Here is a 15,632-nt window from a genome sequence, read left to right as displayed (position 1 = left end):
TGATTAGTGGCGGTTTTCCATCCAACGTTTTAGAAAATTATATTACATACCCGCTTTTAACTTATAATTCTGATATATACCTTTCTGCATTTATCGCTGCTACAGCACCATCACCTGCAGCTGTTACTACTTGCCTTATTTTTTTATCTCTAATATCACCAGCAGCAAAAACGCCTTTTACATTTGTCATAAGGTCATCATCGGTCTTTATATAACTATATTTATTTAAATTTAGTACACCTTTAAACAAATCTGTTTTAGGTGTAAGACCAATATATACAAATGCACCATCAACTGAAACATCATTCAGAACTCCAGTCTTGAGATTTTTATATGTTAGGGACTTTAACATTCCATCACCATTGGCCTTTATGACATGTGATTCCCAGATAAAATTTATTTTAGGATTAGAAAAAGCTTTATCTTGTAATATGTTTGATGCTTGAAGATTATCAAATTCGTGTATTACTGTAATTTTATCAGCAATCTTTGCAAGGTACAATGCTTCCTGGATTGCAGAGTTTCCTCCACCAATTACTGCCACATGTTTACCTTCATACATTGCACCATCACATATAGCACAGTAGTGGATGCCTTTACCTCTAAATTCAACTTCACCTTCTGCAGGAAGCTTTCTCGGCTGTGCTCCCATAGCAACGATAACTGCCTTTGAATAATATATCTTATCTTCTGTCCTTACGTATTTCTCGCTATCCGTAAGATTTATCTCAAATACTTCTTTCAAATCATCTATCTTCGCACCAAAGCTTTCTGCTTGCTTTCTCATATTATCTGTCAATTTTTTCCCTTCTATTTGCCCGTCTGTCCCTGGATAATTCTCTATAAAATAGGTATTTGCCGTCTGTCCTCCTGTTATACCCTCTTCTAAAACTATAGTATTGAGATTTGCTCTTGCTGAATAAAGTGCTGCTGTTAAACCTGCAGGACCACCACCCATTATAAGAACATCACACTCAACCTTTTCGGGTTCTTTATCAAGAAGTGAGAAACCTATTATACTCTCAATTGCTTTGCGTAAATCGGGTTTTGATATATAGCCGTTTAATCTTTTCCCAGTTTCTTTACCATCTTTAAAAAATACCAATGTTGGGCTTCCTTTAACACCAAGGCTTAATGCGAAATCTTTATTCCCTTGCCTATATATTTCAATAAAATCCATGTATTCACCATATGCTTCGGCTAATCTATGAAATATAGGCTTCAGTTGAGCACATGGTGGACAATCTGTCGAATAGAAATCTACAACGATCGGCCTTTTTGATTTTAATACAACTTCATCGAAGTCATTGGCATTAATCTCTCTTACCATAATTATAACCTCCTAATTTTCAAATCATTATAAGAACATATTTGAAAGATTTATAAAAAATTTTCTATTCATATCTGCAGAGCTAAATTACCGATAATAAATCATCTTTGTAATATTCAATTCCCAATTTATATAGTTTTTCAATATCTCTACAGTCTGTTGACAATACACTTCCATTCTTCTCATTCGCAACAACGCCACACCCACCACCACATACAAGGCTTACCGGGCATTCCTTACACTGTGGAATATTTAGTATATTTCTTTCTTTCCACAAACTTAACTTATCGTCAAAAATCTCTCTTTCAGGATAAAACGTACCGAGCCTGTAATCCTTTCTTCCACAGCTAGCAGTACAACCATAAATATCACCATATAAATCATAAAGCCATTCTTTTTTACCCGCAGGACATGTATCAAATGTCGGAGTATACATCGTACCTGAAATTACTGCATTTCTTATCCCTTTAAATTCTGGTTTATGAAATTTCTTTAATATGGGATATTTTTCAGATAACCTAACAAATGTAGCCCACTGTTCTACTTGTGTCATAAGGCTTTGATGATTTAGAGAACATTCAAATAATTCATAATTTCTGCCTACCTGCGTTTTAAATTTATCAGAAGGTAAATCGAGATAACCTTTTTTGTCAAGAATAACCGCAAGTTCTGGTAAATATTCATAATTGTCCTTATCAACAACAACCCTTAAATTTACTGGTATATTATTTTTTATAAGACTATCCATCCCTTTTAATATTTTTTCAAAGCTATCTCCACCACCTAATAACCTTCTTCTTTTATTATGAATGCCTGGTGGTCCATCAAGAGTTACTTGTATTTCCTTTATATTTGCTTTTTTTAGAATATCCATATATTCTAATAGATTGTATCCATTTGTGACCGCAGCAATTTCATATCCTAATTCACTGCTTTTATTGATAATATAAGATATTATTTCTTTTTGTTCTTTTGTATCTATAAATGGTTCGCCGCCGAATAAAGTAATATACGGTTTTACTTTCTCTCTCCCAAGCCTTTCATTTATATCATCAAAAAAGGCATCAACAGCATCAATAGTTATTAAATCCTTTTTACCAGGTATACCCCTTTCATAGCAGTAAATACAAGAAAAATTGCAACCGTATGTCGGAACAAGCAAAACCTGTGTAGGAGATTCTTCCATGATGTTTTTAAATTCTTCATATGCTTCATTTAGCCTTAAATCTTCGTATTTTTTGTCTTCGTATATATATCCTCTATCAATTACATAATCTAAAAAATCAATGTCTTTAATATTGCTTCCTGATTTTATTTTATTTAATTTATCTATTTCATCTTTTGAAGCAATATCAAAGCTACCCGATAATAAATTTAATAAAATGTAACTTTTTAGCTCTTCACTAAAAGGCAAAATCATGTTATACTTACTAAAGTACAATAAAATCACTCCTTAATTTATGCGGTAGATAATCTACCGCATCTTTCAATCATGGCAGCCAACTACAAGCTTTGAAGATTTTGAGCAGCACTGTGCAACAGTATTCTTTTGCGTACAGCAGTTTTCTGCTTTATTTGTAATTGCCTTCATTCATATCACCTCCTTTAATTAGCAAAAATAATTTTATTTTTTGATGCCTTTTATTGTTATACTTGCAACAAGATAGCCTTCTTTTTTATATTCGCGCCTTTTTAAATATTGAACTTCTCTAAATCCGGCATTTTTGATCGCCTTAATATAATCTTCCTCAGGTATCGCACCACCGAAGCAATCTGCCCATGCATTTGGATCATTTATTATTTCATCCGGAAGTTTATCAATTGATACAACATCAGATACGATAAATCTACCACCATCTTTTAATACCCTATGTATTTCTCTATACACTTTTTCTTTATCTTTTGCATGATTTATAACACAGTCACTTATGACTGCATCAAATTTGTCATCAGGAAGTGGTATGTTTTCAACATCACCTACGATAAATTCAGCATTTTTTATATTGTGATTCATTCTACTTTTTTCTGCTTCATCTATCATCTTTTTTGTCAAATCAAGCCCTACTGCAACGCCATTTTCACCAATTATTTGTGCAGCATTTAAAACGTCGTTCCCTCTTCCACAGCCAAGGTCAAGGACATTCTCACCTTCTTTTAATTCGGCAAGTGTGATATTTTTACCGCCACAACTTAAATTATCTTCATCATTTGCTAATTTCTCATATCTACTTATGATGTTTTCTTTTATATTCATTGAGTCACCGCCTTGTAAATTTCTTTATTTCAATTTTAAGCATTACAACCCCCATATGGAGGGGTGGTACTTTTACAAAAAGTATACCACATAAATTATTTAATGTAAATATTAAAAATCTTTTTTAACATTTATAACACATGAAAAATTTGGCTTGAATCTTATTTATAATAAACATTTAAATGTGGGATATTACTAATGGAGGTGTTTTTATGAAGATCACTGCTGTTTTGCCAAGGCAAGACCAAGCTAGTGCACTAGTTGATACGCTTAAAAAAATGGGCTTTGATAGAAAAGATATGATTATAGCAGTAAAAGATATGGACTTCATGGTTGACAACACAATAGACCTTAAATCAGAAAGAGAAGGCTTCGGCGAAAGGAAGCCATATACTGATTTTTATCTTGATGATGCAGAATCAGGCATTTTAGTAACATTAGAAGCTCCCAAAAAAGAACTATCTAAAATTAGAGAGACAATGGAACAATGTGGGGCTACCAACGTAATCCAGGATTAGTATAAATGTTGGACAGGAATAGCTATTCATTTGAAACTGAAAGAATAATTCATCCCTGTCTCAACTTTTTTACTGTAATAGTTTGTACCCCATACACCGATTAGTATCATTATGCCGCCAAGTATGTGAAACCAGTAGAAGCTTTCATGCCTTATAAAGACTCCTGCGATAACAGATATAACCGTTGTAAGATTTGCAAAAACCGTTGCCTGACTTGCCGGAAGCTTTGATAGAGCAAAATTATTTAATATGTATGCAATAACTGATGATGCTACACCAAGGTATAATACTGGAATATATACATTGTAATTAGCTATATCAATAAAATAATGATCAATACTGTTATTTACAATTCTTTCCGCAATATCAATTACATTGAAAGATATTGCACCGAACCACATCATGACAAAGGTTATCTCAATTGGTGTAAAGTTTTTTGAGGATTTTCTCGACAATATGCTGTAAAACCCTGCTGATAAAACCGCACCCAATAAATATACAAATCCAATTAATTTTGAATTGCCACCTTCCATACCATTCAATAAAACAATAATAGCAACACCTAAAACAGATAAAATAATAAATAATACCTGATAAATAGACGGTCGTTCTTTCAGAAAAATTGCAGCAAATATTGTCACAACAACAGGTATCAATGCTATCATTAATCCCGATTGTGATGATGTAGTGTTTTTTATGCCATATGTCTCAAATATAAAATAAATTACCGGCTCGCATAGTGACAGCAATACTACAGATGTCAAATTTTTTCCTTTGTAATCTAATTTAATAAGCCTCATCGCCCATAAAACAGTCATTACAATAGCAGCCGCTAAAAATCTGTATGCAATTAAGTCCATCGGTTTTACAATTTGAAGCCCGATAGATGTAAACATAAAAGAAAATCCAAATATTGTTGATGTCGTAATAGCTGATAAATACGGAATGTAATTTTTAAGCCTCATCATTTAACCTCCAATTCTTATCTCTTTTATTTTTCTTTTTTTATTATGTATAAAATAAATAACAAAATTATAGAATGAAAAAAGTCTTTTGTTTTACTAAGACACCATTATTAATTATATTACACTCATTATTAAAATCATAGTTTTATGTATTGCATACATGTTCATCATATAGTATACTATGTACAAATATGAAGGGAGTGTTTCTACATGGATGTACAAAAGGCTATAATATCCGTTATTGGCGTTGACAGAGTTGGAATAATCTATTCTGTTTCGAAATTATTAGCAGAAAGCAATGTAAATATCCTCGATATTAGCCAGACAATTTTGAAGGATATTTTTACTATGATAATGATAGTTGATTTAAGAAAGTCAACAAAAGAATTTGGTATTCTAAAACAGAATCTTAATAAGCTCGGCGAAGAGATGGGAGTTAAGATCGATATCCAGAAAGAAGATATCTTTAGAGCTATGCATAGACTTTGATGTAAAAAGGATTTGATAAATCGAATTCTTAACACAATGCAATACATATGACGTGTTTTGAAAGGGATGATATAATTTGGGATTTGCATTTGACGAAATAAAAGAAACCATCCGAATGGTTCAATCAGAAAAGCTCGATATAAGGACAATAACGATGGGAATTAGTTTGAGAGATTGTACGGGCAATGACGCCAATACCATATCAAGAAAAATTTATGATAAAGTGACAAAAAGAGCAGAAAATTTAGTTAAAGTAGCGGAAGACCTTGAATCCGAGTTCGGTATCCCTATTGTTAATAAGCGTATATCTGTTACACCTATAGCAATTGTGGCAGAAAGTCTTAAATCAACCGATGATTTTGTTAAAGTAGCAGCATCGCTTGATTTTGCTGCTAAAGCTGTTGGTGTAAATTTCATTGGAGGCTATTCAGCACTTGTACACAAGGGCTTTACAAATGGTGATATAAATCTTATTAATTCGATACCAAAAGCACTTTCATCAACTGAAAGAGTGTGTTCATCTGTAAACCTTGCGACGACTAAAGCAGGCATAAACATGGATGCAGTAGCTTTAATGGGAAAAATAATAAAAGACACAGCAGAGCTTACAAAAGAAAATGACGGTATAGGTGCTGCCAAGCTCGTTGTGTTCTGCAATGCACCTGAAGATAACCCCTTTATGGCAGGAGCATTTCACGGCGTCGGCGAAGGAGAATGTGTCATAAATGTCGGTGTTAGCGGACCAGGTGTAGTTCTCGCGGCATTATCAAAGCTTGACAAAAAATCAGATTTCGGTCAAATATCTGAAACAATCAAGAAGACATCTTTCAAAATAACGCGTGCTGGTGAACTCATAGGACGTCTTGCTGCAGAGCGACTAGGTACATCATTTGGAATACTTGACTTATCTTTGGCTCCGACTCCAGAAATAGGTGACAGCATAGCAAACATACTTGAGTCAATGGGGCTTTCAAAATGCGGTTCACATGGAACTACAGCAGCACTAGCCCTTTTAAACGACGCTGTAAAAAAAGGCGGTGTCATGGCATCATCATACGTTGGAGGCTTAAGCGGTGCATTCATACCTGTAAGTGAAGACGCTGGAATGATAGACGCTGTTGAAGCGGGTGCCTTATCACTAGAAAAACTAGAAGCCATGACATGTGTATGCTCTGTAGGCCTTGACATGATCGCAATTCCGGGAGACACACCTTACGAGACCATATCAGCCATAATAGCCGACGAAATGGCAATAGGCATGATAAACAAGAAGACGACTGCTGTAAGAATCATTCCAGCTCCCGGCAAAAAAGAAGGTGACCACGTAGAATTTGGCGGTCTTTTAGGCCATGCACCTGTTATGAAAGTAAACAGCTTCTCACCGAAAGATTTCATAGAAAGAGGCGGAAGAATCCCTGCACCACTTCACAGCTTAAACAATTAATGATATAATATAGGCAAATTTAAAAAGAACATATTACAAATAGAAGTACAATACATTATATGTTTGGGTAGGGGATAGTGTTTGTAGTGATAAAAAAAGCCCAACGGCATCCGTCAGGCTTTTCCTACAAAGTATATGTTAAGCATATCTCAAAACTCCGTCATCTGAAAATACAAATTTCTGTCCATTAACATAAAATGGTCTTGAAGTATCTATCCCCATTTTATCCAAACCTGTTTTGATTTTTTCATACACGTCATGACTTAACGAAGCCATTGGCATTTGGCCATTCGCTACACGTATTAAGCAGTCTACTGCACCGCCTATTTTGGTTAAATAATCATATTCTTCTGGTCCCCCTAATTTATATATAACATTTTGTTGATTCTTTTCAACTTTCCAAAGTTGAGCGACTTGTTCTTTCGTTAATTTTGACATGTCAGGGAATCCGTATTTATCAACAGCATAATTTATCATCTGATTTATATAATCCGTGATTCTTTTGCTATAATCACTGCCTATCGGATTTGAACCCCAAAACATGCTAATAGAACTATCACCAACATGCAATACAACATCCTGCCCAGAATATTCACCAAGGCTTACTGTGGTTCCGGGTGTTAAGTTAATAGAATTTTCTTGAACTTGTGCTGATTCAATAGCTTTTGAATTTGTGTATGTTGTACCTAAAAAATTCAAAGGGTTAAATTCACTCACGTCGTAATATACATTTTTAAGCTGTTTAGATTCGTCGTTTAGACTCTCTGCATATAAACTGTCTTGTGGCGCAAAGTTAGGCATTCTTTTGTTAACTTTATTGCCTTGGTAAATTATTGATGCATACGTATTATAAGCTTCTACTCTCAAAACATTCACCTCCATATTTTTTAAAGGGGATATACCCTATTATTTAAACAACATATCCTCATCTTACACAAATATATTTTGTTTTCATTTGATTTTTTATATTTTAGTACGATTTACACCGCATTTTATATATCGGCACATTAGCGTAAATACCTACACTGTCATTGAATAATATATTTATACGCGAAATAAATATTCGGAGTCCATTTTGCGGTTGGAGTAAAAAGATGTTCTATTCCAGTTGAAATACCCCATTGTTGTTTTACAGATAAAGTATTTTCAGGAATATTTAGAACATAATCCAATCCTGGATAAGTTTCATATCGAACTCGTGTCTGTGGTGAATAAATGTATTTATGCTGTCCTGACCAACTTCCAACACCAGTACTATCGATCTGTATATACTGTACTACGGCTGTGTCTGGGATACTTGTGTCATTGCTTAAATCAAATATCTGATATGGTAAAATTGTACCTACATTACTAGATGTAAAATTAAATGTCATATTTGTTGACCTCCATCCTGTTGTCCCGTTCTGCCATGCATCTCCTACAAAAAGTTTATAATTCGCATTGTCATCGTATCCACTATAAGGTACTACGACAACATACCATGTTCCTGTTGTTTGTACCTGTATATATATCCTTTCATCGCTATTACCAGAATTTTGTGACGCTGCATAATTGAAATTAGGATCGAATACATATAAATCATAATCACAGCCAGCAGGAATATCTTTAAGTAAAAATGCAACTATTTGATTAGGATCAGAACTAGCATTCAAATATATCTTATACCAGTCCTCATCGCCTACGGTATCAATATTTGCAAGTATATACTGGTTATATGAAATGGATTTAGCACTGTCAGAATTATTGTTTGGTTCATACGGATCTGTTAAAGCTTGAGACACAACACTATTCATTTCATTTTTAGAGTTTACCGCAATTTGAAGTCCTTTCTTTATAGTCTCAATGTTTACACCTTTTGAAAGCTGAGCATTGTCACTTACTTCTGATAATTCAAATTTAAATTTAGCAGTAGTATCCGTATCAAAGTTTAACATTGATGTAGGCAATTGCTCCACATTTTGTGTTTTATTTTCGCTCGCAAACGCTGATAAATTCGAGCTAATTATAAGCACTATAGTACAAATAACCGCTAATAGTTTTATAAAAAAATGCTTCATAAAAAAACCTCCTAAATTTTTATTGACATCCAAAATTTTATGGTACACGCATTTAGACTATAAAGCTCTATACTTATCGCGCAAAAACACATTTTGAAAATCAAATTGCAAGTATTATAATCATTGTATTTTGAAGGTTTTCTTAAATCTTTAATGCATTGTTAGGCTTTACTTTTGATGCCCGAGAGCTTACCGGTAATTCTCTTAATAATTATAATAGACTATTACATAAATTTGTCAACTGTCCAAAAGTACTAATTTTTTATGTCACAAAATACGGTTCAGATGTGTTTATATTATGTAAGTCTCATGTGGGAGGTGTTCAAAATACCAGATTCATTCAAAGATATCTTTGAAAAATACTACAGTAAGATCTATCGACAAATAGCTCTTATTATAAACGATGAAGATAAAGCACAAGACATTGCGCAGGAAGTCTTCATCAAATTGATTAAAAACCCTCCCCACAATGATGAAAATATAGGAGGCTGGTTATCGAAAGTGGCTATTAATCAAGCACTAAACTTCATCCGCTCAGAAAAAAACCTTAAATCAAGGGAATTAAAAGTATCTCAGTTTAATGGCGATTTTATATCACCTGAGGACATAGCAATTGAAAAAATAGAGATAGACAAAGTTAGAAAAGTTTTGTCTAAAATGGATAGACGAGATATGCTTTGTCTCGTGCTGAAACACTCAGGATACAATTACGAGGAAATTTCCATATCGCTTGGAATAAAAAAATCATCTGTCGGAACAACAATAGCAAGAGCACACAAAAAATTTAAAGAGCTTTATGAAAAGGGGGTGTAGCACATGTGCTTCGATGAAGGGACACTGCAATCATACTTAGACGGTGAAATAGATGATTCACTAAAAGAACAGATAAAAAAGCATCTTGATACGTGCAAAAAGTGTTCAAGTAAGCTTAATGAGCTTAAAAATTTAAATAGCTTTTTAGATAAAGCCTTAAAAACAAGTTCTATCGATCTCAATGAAGCATGGCAAAATCTGAATAAAAAGATCAATAAAGAAGAAAGAGGTGTATTCTATATGTTTAAAAAATACAAAAAGTATGTGGCAGCAGCCGCTGCGGTAGCTGTAATCACAGCATCTATAGCATTGCCACCTATACAAAAAGTAGAAGCAGAGATATTGAGCCTATTTAGACTCAACAACTTTAAAACTGTCACAATAACACCTGATGATATACAAAATATCAAAAATAAATTTTATCAGACTGGAAATAAGGATATCGACTTAAAACAATACGGTGATATAAAAGTAATTGGTGGTGATAATTCTAAGGAATTTAATAAAGACAATTTAAATGAAATAAAATCTTATGTTGGCTACAATTTTAAAATCCCTCAAGATGTGGACAGCTTCAAAATAAGAGACAGCATTTATGTGGAAAAAGGTCAAACTGTTGAATTTAAATTAAATGTAGATAAGATAAATAATCTAATAAAGACATTTGGAGGAAATAAGCTGCTGCCAGAGAACTTAAATGAAAAGACATTTAAAATAATTTTAGGCAATAGTGTGCATATATCTTCTACAGATAAAAATGAATCAGATTCTCCAAAAAATATAAGCTACGGACTTGATATAATGAAAACCCCTGAAATAATCGTACCTGAAGGTGTCGATATTGAAAAAGTCAGAGATGCCGTCATCAACATGCCATTCATTCCAGACGACATTCGAAATCAAATAGCCAGCATAAAAGACTGGAAAACCACAATACCATTTCCTGTGTCAGATACAGATGATATAAAAGACGTTACTATAAACGGCAGTAAAGGAATTGTAATATCAAAAAAATTCCAAGGTTCCGATATTTTAGAAGTATATTCAAATCTTGCGTTAAATAATAATGGTGTAATATATTTGTTCAGTGGAAACAATATTTCACCAGACGAGCTTATAAAAATAGCAGAATCAATGAGGTGATGAAATGATACTGGAAACGCAGAACCTTACAAAACAGTTTGATGGTAAAGGCGGATTTAAAGATGTAAATATATCTGTTGATAATGGTATGGTTTTTGGATTCCTTGGCCCAAATGGCGCCGGCAAAAGCACCTTTGTAAAAACTATGGTGGGGCTTTTATACCCCACCTCTGGTTTTGCATGGATTATGGGAGAACCTATTGGTACTATTGAATCAAAAAGAAAAATCGGATTTTTGCCTGAAAACTTCAAATATTACGGCTGGATGACAGGTAAAGAATTAATGAAATTTCATGCAGAATTATACAAAATGAAAAATCCAGATAAAAAAATCGAAGAACTTCTCGAGCTTGTTAAGCTTAAAGGACATGAAAACAAGAAAATAAAGAACTATAGCAAGGGTATGCAGCAGAGGATCGGCCTTGCCATAGCTCTTTTAAATGACCCAGAAATAATTTTTCTTGATGAACCAACCTCTGCACTTGACCCAGTTGGCAGAATTGATGTTAGAGAAATAATAAAAAGATTAAAAGATAATGGTAAAACAGTATTTTTAAACAGCCACCTTTTAAGTGAAGTTGAAATGGTATGTGATGAAGTCGCAATTATAAACCACGGGCATGTAATAGCAGATGGAAAGCTTGAAAACTTGTTAAGTAAAAACACTTATGTAGAGATGGTTATATCAGATTATAATAGCGAATTAATCGAAAAGATATCTAACTTAGCGTATGACACTGTATTTAAAGATGGCAAACTTACATTTAAAGTAAAAGATAAAGATAGTATTCCTAAGATCGCAAAAACTGTCGTAGATTCCGGAGCAAAACTGTATCAATTGGATTCAAAAACAAGTTCATTGGAAGATCTATTTATAAATATAGTTGGAAAGGATGAGGATGTATGCTGACAATAACGAAATACACCATCAAAGAGATGATTAAAAAGCGTGCATTCCTCCTAATTGCAATACTTACAGTAGGATATCTTTTTATTTATGGCTATGGATTGAGTTTAGCTTTTCATAGCAGCAGTTCCTTTATAGGCAATGTACCAGACATAGGCAAAATTTTACTTGCATCACAGCTTCTCTCTGCAGGGCTTTATTTTTCAAATTTTATAATCGCATTTTTGATAGTACTTACATCTGTAGGTGCCGTGTCAGGCGATGTGGAAAGTGGTGCTATATATGCTTTACTGTATAAACCTCTAAAAAGGTATGAATACGTACTTGGCAAATTTATAGGGCTTGGCATAATCATCACTGTATACAGCACATTGTTGTTTCTTTCAGTAATAGGGCTTAATATCGTTTTTGGCACGAAAGTATACTTAGGATTAGGAAACGTCTTCCGTGCATTATTCTTTTTTGACCTTGGTCCAGTAGTCCTTTTATCCTTAGTAATCGCTTCAAGTTCAATAATGTCAACTGTAAATACAGGTGTTTTAGCTGTAATGACATACGGCATCGCAATGATAGGAGGCATACTCGAACAAATGGGATCATTTTTCACAGATGCGACAAGTCAAGGTCTTTCAAATGTTGGTATTATCACAAGCTTAATTTTACCTACAGATGTGATATTTAGAAAGATGAATGTAGAACTTCTTACTCAAAATACAGGCTTAAGCTTTCTTGCACAAGGGCCCTTTGGCGGTACTTCACAGCCAAGTCCTATTATGTTTGTGTATATCATCTTCTACGTTTGTTTTTTGCTGTATTACGGAACAAAGAAATTTGAAAAAAGAGATTTGTAATGTGGACATTAATAAATAAAAAAATTAAATTTTGGAGGGTAAAATTTATGAAAAGTATACTGTCTGTTGAAAAAGGATGTGAAGAATTAATTAATTCATACGGAGAGTCATTACTCATAAATGTAAGCCCAAATATAAAGTTCTTTGATAAAGTACTGTCTAATGAAGAACTTGCAATACGTAAAGACAAAAATAAGCACATAATCTCAATAATAGAAAATTTAATAAGGAAAAATCATATATATGACAACTTAGTAAAAAAAGGTTATTTTTTTATAATATGCGATACAGATGGTTATGTGGTTAAGTTAATATATGATGAACAGCTAAAAAATTACTTTGATGCATTGCACTTTACGGAAGGTATTAGCATGAGACTTAAAGATTGCGGTACAAATGCAATTAATTTAGCAATAAAAACGAATAAGCAAGTTGAAATAAATGGAAAAGATCATTATTGCAGATTATTCAGTAATTGGTACTGTACTGCAGCACCTATCATAGATTACTACAGTGAAAAAATAATTGCATACATTGACATGACTGTAGTAAACAAATCATACAACAAACTACGAAATATTATATTAAGTAATATCTCAAATTATATTGAAGAAATAATTATGTATAGACATGAGATTTATACTACTATCAACAGTAGACTAAGTCTATCAGATAAATTGATTTTAACATATTTAGCAAATGGCTTGAATAGGAAAGAAATTATTAAGGAAATGAATATATCTGAAGCTACATTAAGAAGGTATATTGAAAAATTAAAAATCAAGTTAAAAGCACAAAATGATATTGTTTTAATTTTAAACGCCATAAATGCCGGTATTTTAGATACTTGTGGAAATATACTGTAATAAAAATAATCACATTTTTGAACGAAATCGCTTAAACTTACGACATAGTTCGACATATATTGATAAAAAAATCGGCGAATTCAATAACTTCTCAACTGCATGATTAGAATATATAATATTAATTGAACATATGAATGGCCATTCTGAGTTCAATAATAGTTGAAGGGATGGTTTAAATGAAAAAGTTAGTATCAATTTTGCTATGTTTAGTGTTACTTATGTCAACATCGGTTGCACTTGCATCGGATAATTTAAATAAAAGTACTGCAGATTCTATAATAACTGTTAATCCGCAGAAAGGAGATGTCCGACCGAACAATGCTAATTCCATTGAGCCTCAAACAGCATATAATTATTCAATACCTAACTTCTACCTAGTAAAAGGCGAAGTGGCTTGGACGACGCAAAGTGGAATTGGCTTTTATTCTGATGGATCAGATCTTCCATTTTATGAGGACGATTTCCATATTTCTTTTAAGGCAAGTGGAAATCCCGTTAATTTATTCTTAGGTGTATACAAAATAGATGACTATGTAAACCACAGGACTGAAATAGAAAAAGATCCGACAAAATATGTGATTAGTTATAGCATTATATATTCTGCTGGTGATCATAAAGTAAATTTTATGAATTTACCAAAAGGAAAATATGTATTTCTTTGGAAAAACATGAATAGCAGTAATTCTCGAATTGATATAGCAAATGCCGTACTAACTAGTTATTAAATTGTTTAATTTATGTTTCATTTTACAAAAATAGCAGATAAGAAATAACGGATATTTCTTATCTGCCTTATTTTAATACCATAAATACATAGAAAGGAAATTAATTTATGATTAAAAAACATAGAACTGCATTAATAGGAATAGGATTTGCTGTTGTTATAGTATTGTTGTCCATATTCCCAAATACGGGGAATTTTTTAAACAATTTAAGAGCATATGATTACCAGACTGATTACATATCACCTGACTATTTTGATAAAATAATGTTGCAATTATCTGAAGATGGAAATAAATATATTGATCTCAAACAATTAGGGTATTTAAAGGTAAATAAAGATAATAAAGAAAAAAAATATGAATATAAACTAAACGATTTATACAAGCTCAAATCTGACGTAAATTATAATTTCAAACTGCCACAGGAAAATAACATTCTGAGCGATCTTAATAAGATAGAAAGTAGTATTTATGGAAATCAAATAATCGAATTTAATTTAAATATAGATGCTATTAATAAACTTATAAAATCATATAAAAGCAATAATGTATTCCCAGAAAACTTAAAAGGTAAAAACTTCAGAATAGATTTTTATAAAATAGTATATATTCACATGGATAATAGTAATGAATATAATTTTCCGGGTTCAATAACTTTTAGCCTTGAAATTAGAAAAATTCCAAAAATAGACGTTCCAGCTGGAGTTGATAAAAACAAAGTTAAATGCGCTGTATCAAGTTTGCCTTTTTTACCGTATTATTTACAAAGCCAAATCGCGAGTACAATAGATCTAAAAAATTTATTAGACATACCAGAATCAGCAAAAAGAGAAAAACTGGATTACACCACAATTAATAAAAATAAAGGTATTATAGTGTCGTACTATTTAAAAGATGCAAATGCTTTAAATAAAGACAAAGAAAAAAGCGTAAAATATCTCCAGATAGTCTGGATAGAAGATGATATTATATACCAAATGGAAGCAAAAGGCATTTCAGAAGAACAATTATTAAAAATAGCAGAATCAATGAAGTAATCCCAATCCTATTGCGATTATCTCAGCTATATTCATCATCAAAAAGTTTTTGACAGACAGTGGAAATGTATCTTTCTTTGTCTGGACTTTGTAAAATTTTCTTATGTTTTTATTCACAGGCACAAACGTCAACAACACAATAAGCGCCAATAAAGGCAGCACCTTTAAAACTACAAGAACCACAATGTCAATGTATGAAATATAATATTAAGGGGCTGTTGCAAAACTACTTTAAA

Annotated in this window: 17 protein-coding genes; 10 read left to right on the top strand and 7 right to left on the bottom strand. The window is 32.5% G+C overall.

Annotated features, from left to right (window positions below; genetic code table 11):
- Nucleotides 1–61: 61 nt before the first annotated feature.
- The 3 genes from trxB to CPG45_RS09275 all read right to left on the bottom strand — a co-directional run bounded on the left by trxB (nt 62) and on the right by CPG45_RS09275 (nt 3,584).
- The gene (trxB, locus tag CPG45_RS09285; RefSeq protein ID WP_096231642.1) at nt 62–1,330 is read right to left on the bottom strand and encodes a thioredoxin-disulfide reductase; all 1,269 of its coding nucleotides are present in this window, start codon (nt 1,328–1,330) and stop codon (nt 62–64) included.
- Nucleotides 1,331–1,412: 82 nt separating this feature from the next.
- Nucleotides 1,413–2,771 carry a radical SAM/SPASM domain-containing protein gene (locus tag CPG45_RS09280; protein WP_096231641.1) on the bottom strand — a complete coding sequence of 453 codons (1,359 nt, stop codon included), beginning with the start codon at nt 2,769–2,771 and terminating at the stop codon, nt 1,413–1,415.
- 183 nt (nt 2,772–2,954) lie between these two features.
- The gene (locus tag CPG45_RS09275) at nt 2,955–3,584 is read right to left on the bottom strand and encodes a methyltransferase domain-containing protein (RefSeq protein ID WP_096231640.1); all 630 of its coding nucleotides are present in this window, start codon (nt 3,582–3,584) and stop codon (nt 2,955–2,957) included.
- Between the two features lie 212 nt (nt 3,585–3,796).
- On the opposite strand from CPG45_RS09275, the gene CPG45_RS09270 reads away from it, so the two are divergent.
- Nucleotides 3,797–4,102: a hypothetical protein gene (locus CPG45_RS09270; protein ID WP_096231639.1), complete on the top strand. Its 306-nt coding sequence runs from the start codon at nt 3,797–3,799 to the stop codon at nt 4,100–4,102.
- Nucleotides 4,103–4,128: 26 nt separating this feature from the next.
- On the opposite strand, the gene CPG45_RS09265 is transcribed toward CPG45_RS09270, so the two are convergent.
- Nucleotides 4,129–5,070: a DMT family transporter gene (locus CPG45_RS09265; RefSeq protein ID WP_096231638.1), complete on the bottom strand. Its 942-nt coding sequence runs from the start codon at nt 5,068–5,070 to the stop codon at nt 4,129–4,131.
- 207 nt (nt 5,071–5,277) lie between these two features.
- Between CPG45_RS09265 and CPG45_RS09260 the strand changes: the two genes are divergently transcribed.
- Nucleotides 5,278–5,556: an ACT domain-containing protein gene (locus tag CPG45_RS09260; RefSeq protein ID WP_096231637.1), complete on the top strand. Its 279-nt coding sequence runs from the start codon at nt 5,278–5,280 to the stop codon at nt 5,554–5,556.
- Between the two features lie 76 nt (nt 5,557–5,632).
- Nucleotides 5,633–7,000, top strand: a complete 1,368-nt coding sequence (locus tag CPG45_RS09255; RefSeq protein WP_096231636.1) for a PFL family protein — start codon at nt 5,633–5,635, stop codon at nt 6,998–7,000.
- A 138-nt stretch (nt 7,001–7,138) separates the two neighbouring features.
- Here the strand turns inward: CPG45_RS09255 and CPG45_RS09250 are convergent, their stop codons facing one another.
- Entirely contained in the window at nt 7,139–7,867 is a 729-nt protein-coding gene (locus tag CPG45_RS09250; protein WP_096231635.1) for a hypothetical protein, read from the bottom strand.
- A 161-nt stretch (nt 7,868–8,028) separates the two neighbouring features.
- A complete protein-coding gene (locus CPG45_RS09245) occupies nt 8,029–9,057 on the bottom strand; it encodes a PPC domain-containing protein (RefSeq protein ID WP_096231634.1) in 1,029 nt (342 codons plus the stop codon).
- Nucleotides 9,058–9,375: 318 nt separating this feature from the next.
- Between CPG45_RS09245 and CPG45_RS09240 the strand changes: the two genes are divergently transcribed.
- From CPG45_RS09240 to CPG45_RS09210, 7 genes are all read left to right on the top strand, one after another.
- Complete coding sequence (locus CPG45_RS09240; protein WP_096233553.1) at nt 9,376–9,870, top strand: RNA polymerase sigma factor SigX; 495 nt, start codon at nt 9,376–9,378, stop codon at nt 9,868–9,870.
- A 3-nt stretch (nt 9,871–9,873) separates the two neighbouring features.
- On the top strand, nt 9,874–11,013 hold the full coding sequence (locus CPG45_RS09235; RefSeq protein ID WP_096231633.1) for a DUF2275 domain-containing protein: 1,140 nt from the start codon (nt 9,874–9,876) through the stop codon (nt 11,011–11,013).
- 4 nt (nt 11,014–11,017) lie between these two features.
- Nucleotides 11,018–11,923, top strand: coding sequence for an ABC transporter ATP-binding protein (locus CPG45_RS09230; RefSeq protein WP_096231632.1), 906 nt, complete (start codon nt 11,018–11,020; stop codon nt 11,921–11,923).
- Nucleotides 11,917–12,771, top strand: coding sequence for an ABC transporter permease (locus tag CPG45_RS09225; protein ID WP_096231631.1), 855 nt, complete (start codon nt 11,917–11,919; stop codon nt 12,769–12,771). Before CPG45_RS09230 ends, CPG45_RS09225 begins: the two co-directional genes overlap by 7 nt.
- A 47-nt stretch (nt 12,772–12,818) precedes the next feature.
- A complete protein-coding gene (locus CPG45_RS09220; protein ID WP_096233551.1) occupies nt 12,819–13,637 on the top strand; it encodes a LuxR C-terminal-related transcriptional regulator in 819 nt (272 codons plus the stop codon).
- 176 nt (nt 13,638–13,813) lie between these two features.
- Entirely contained in the window at nt 13,814–14,362 is a 549-nt protein-coding gene (locus tag CPG45_RS09215; protein ID WP_096231630.1) for a hypothetical protein, read from the top strand.
- A 107-nt stretch (nt 14,363–14,469) separates the two neighbouring features.
- Nucleotides 14,470–15,396, top strand: a complete 927-nt coding sequence (locus tag CPG45_RS09210) for a hypothetical protein (protein WP_096231629.1) — start codon at nt 14,470–14,472, stop codon at nt 15,394–15,396.
- Here CPG45_RS09210 and CPG45_RS09205 read toward each other — a convergent pair.
- Nucleotides 15,385–15,546 (bottom strand): hypothetical protein, encoded by a 162-nt coding sequence (locus CPG45_RS09205; RefSeq protein ID WP_231968684.1) that lies wholly within the window; start codon nt 15,544–15,546, stop codon nt 15,385–15,387. The two genes, CPG45_RS09210 and CPG45_RS09205, sit on opposite strands and share 12 nt — an antisense overlap.
- Nucleotides 15,547–15,632 lie beyond the last annotated feature (86 nt).

The sequence above is a fragment of the Thermoanaerobacterium sp. RBIITD genome (assembly GCF_900205865.1).
Taxonomy (GTDB): domain Bacteria; phylum Bacillota; class Thermoanaerobacteria; order Thermoanaerobacterales; family Thermoanaerobacteraceae; genus Thermoanaerobacterium.
Note: the sequence above shows the minus strand (reverse complement) of the source record. Positions and strands in the feature narration are given on the sequence as shown.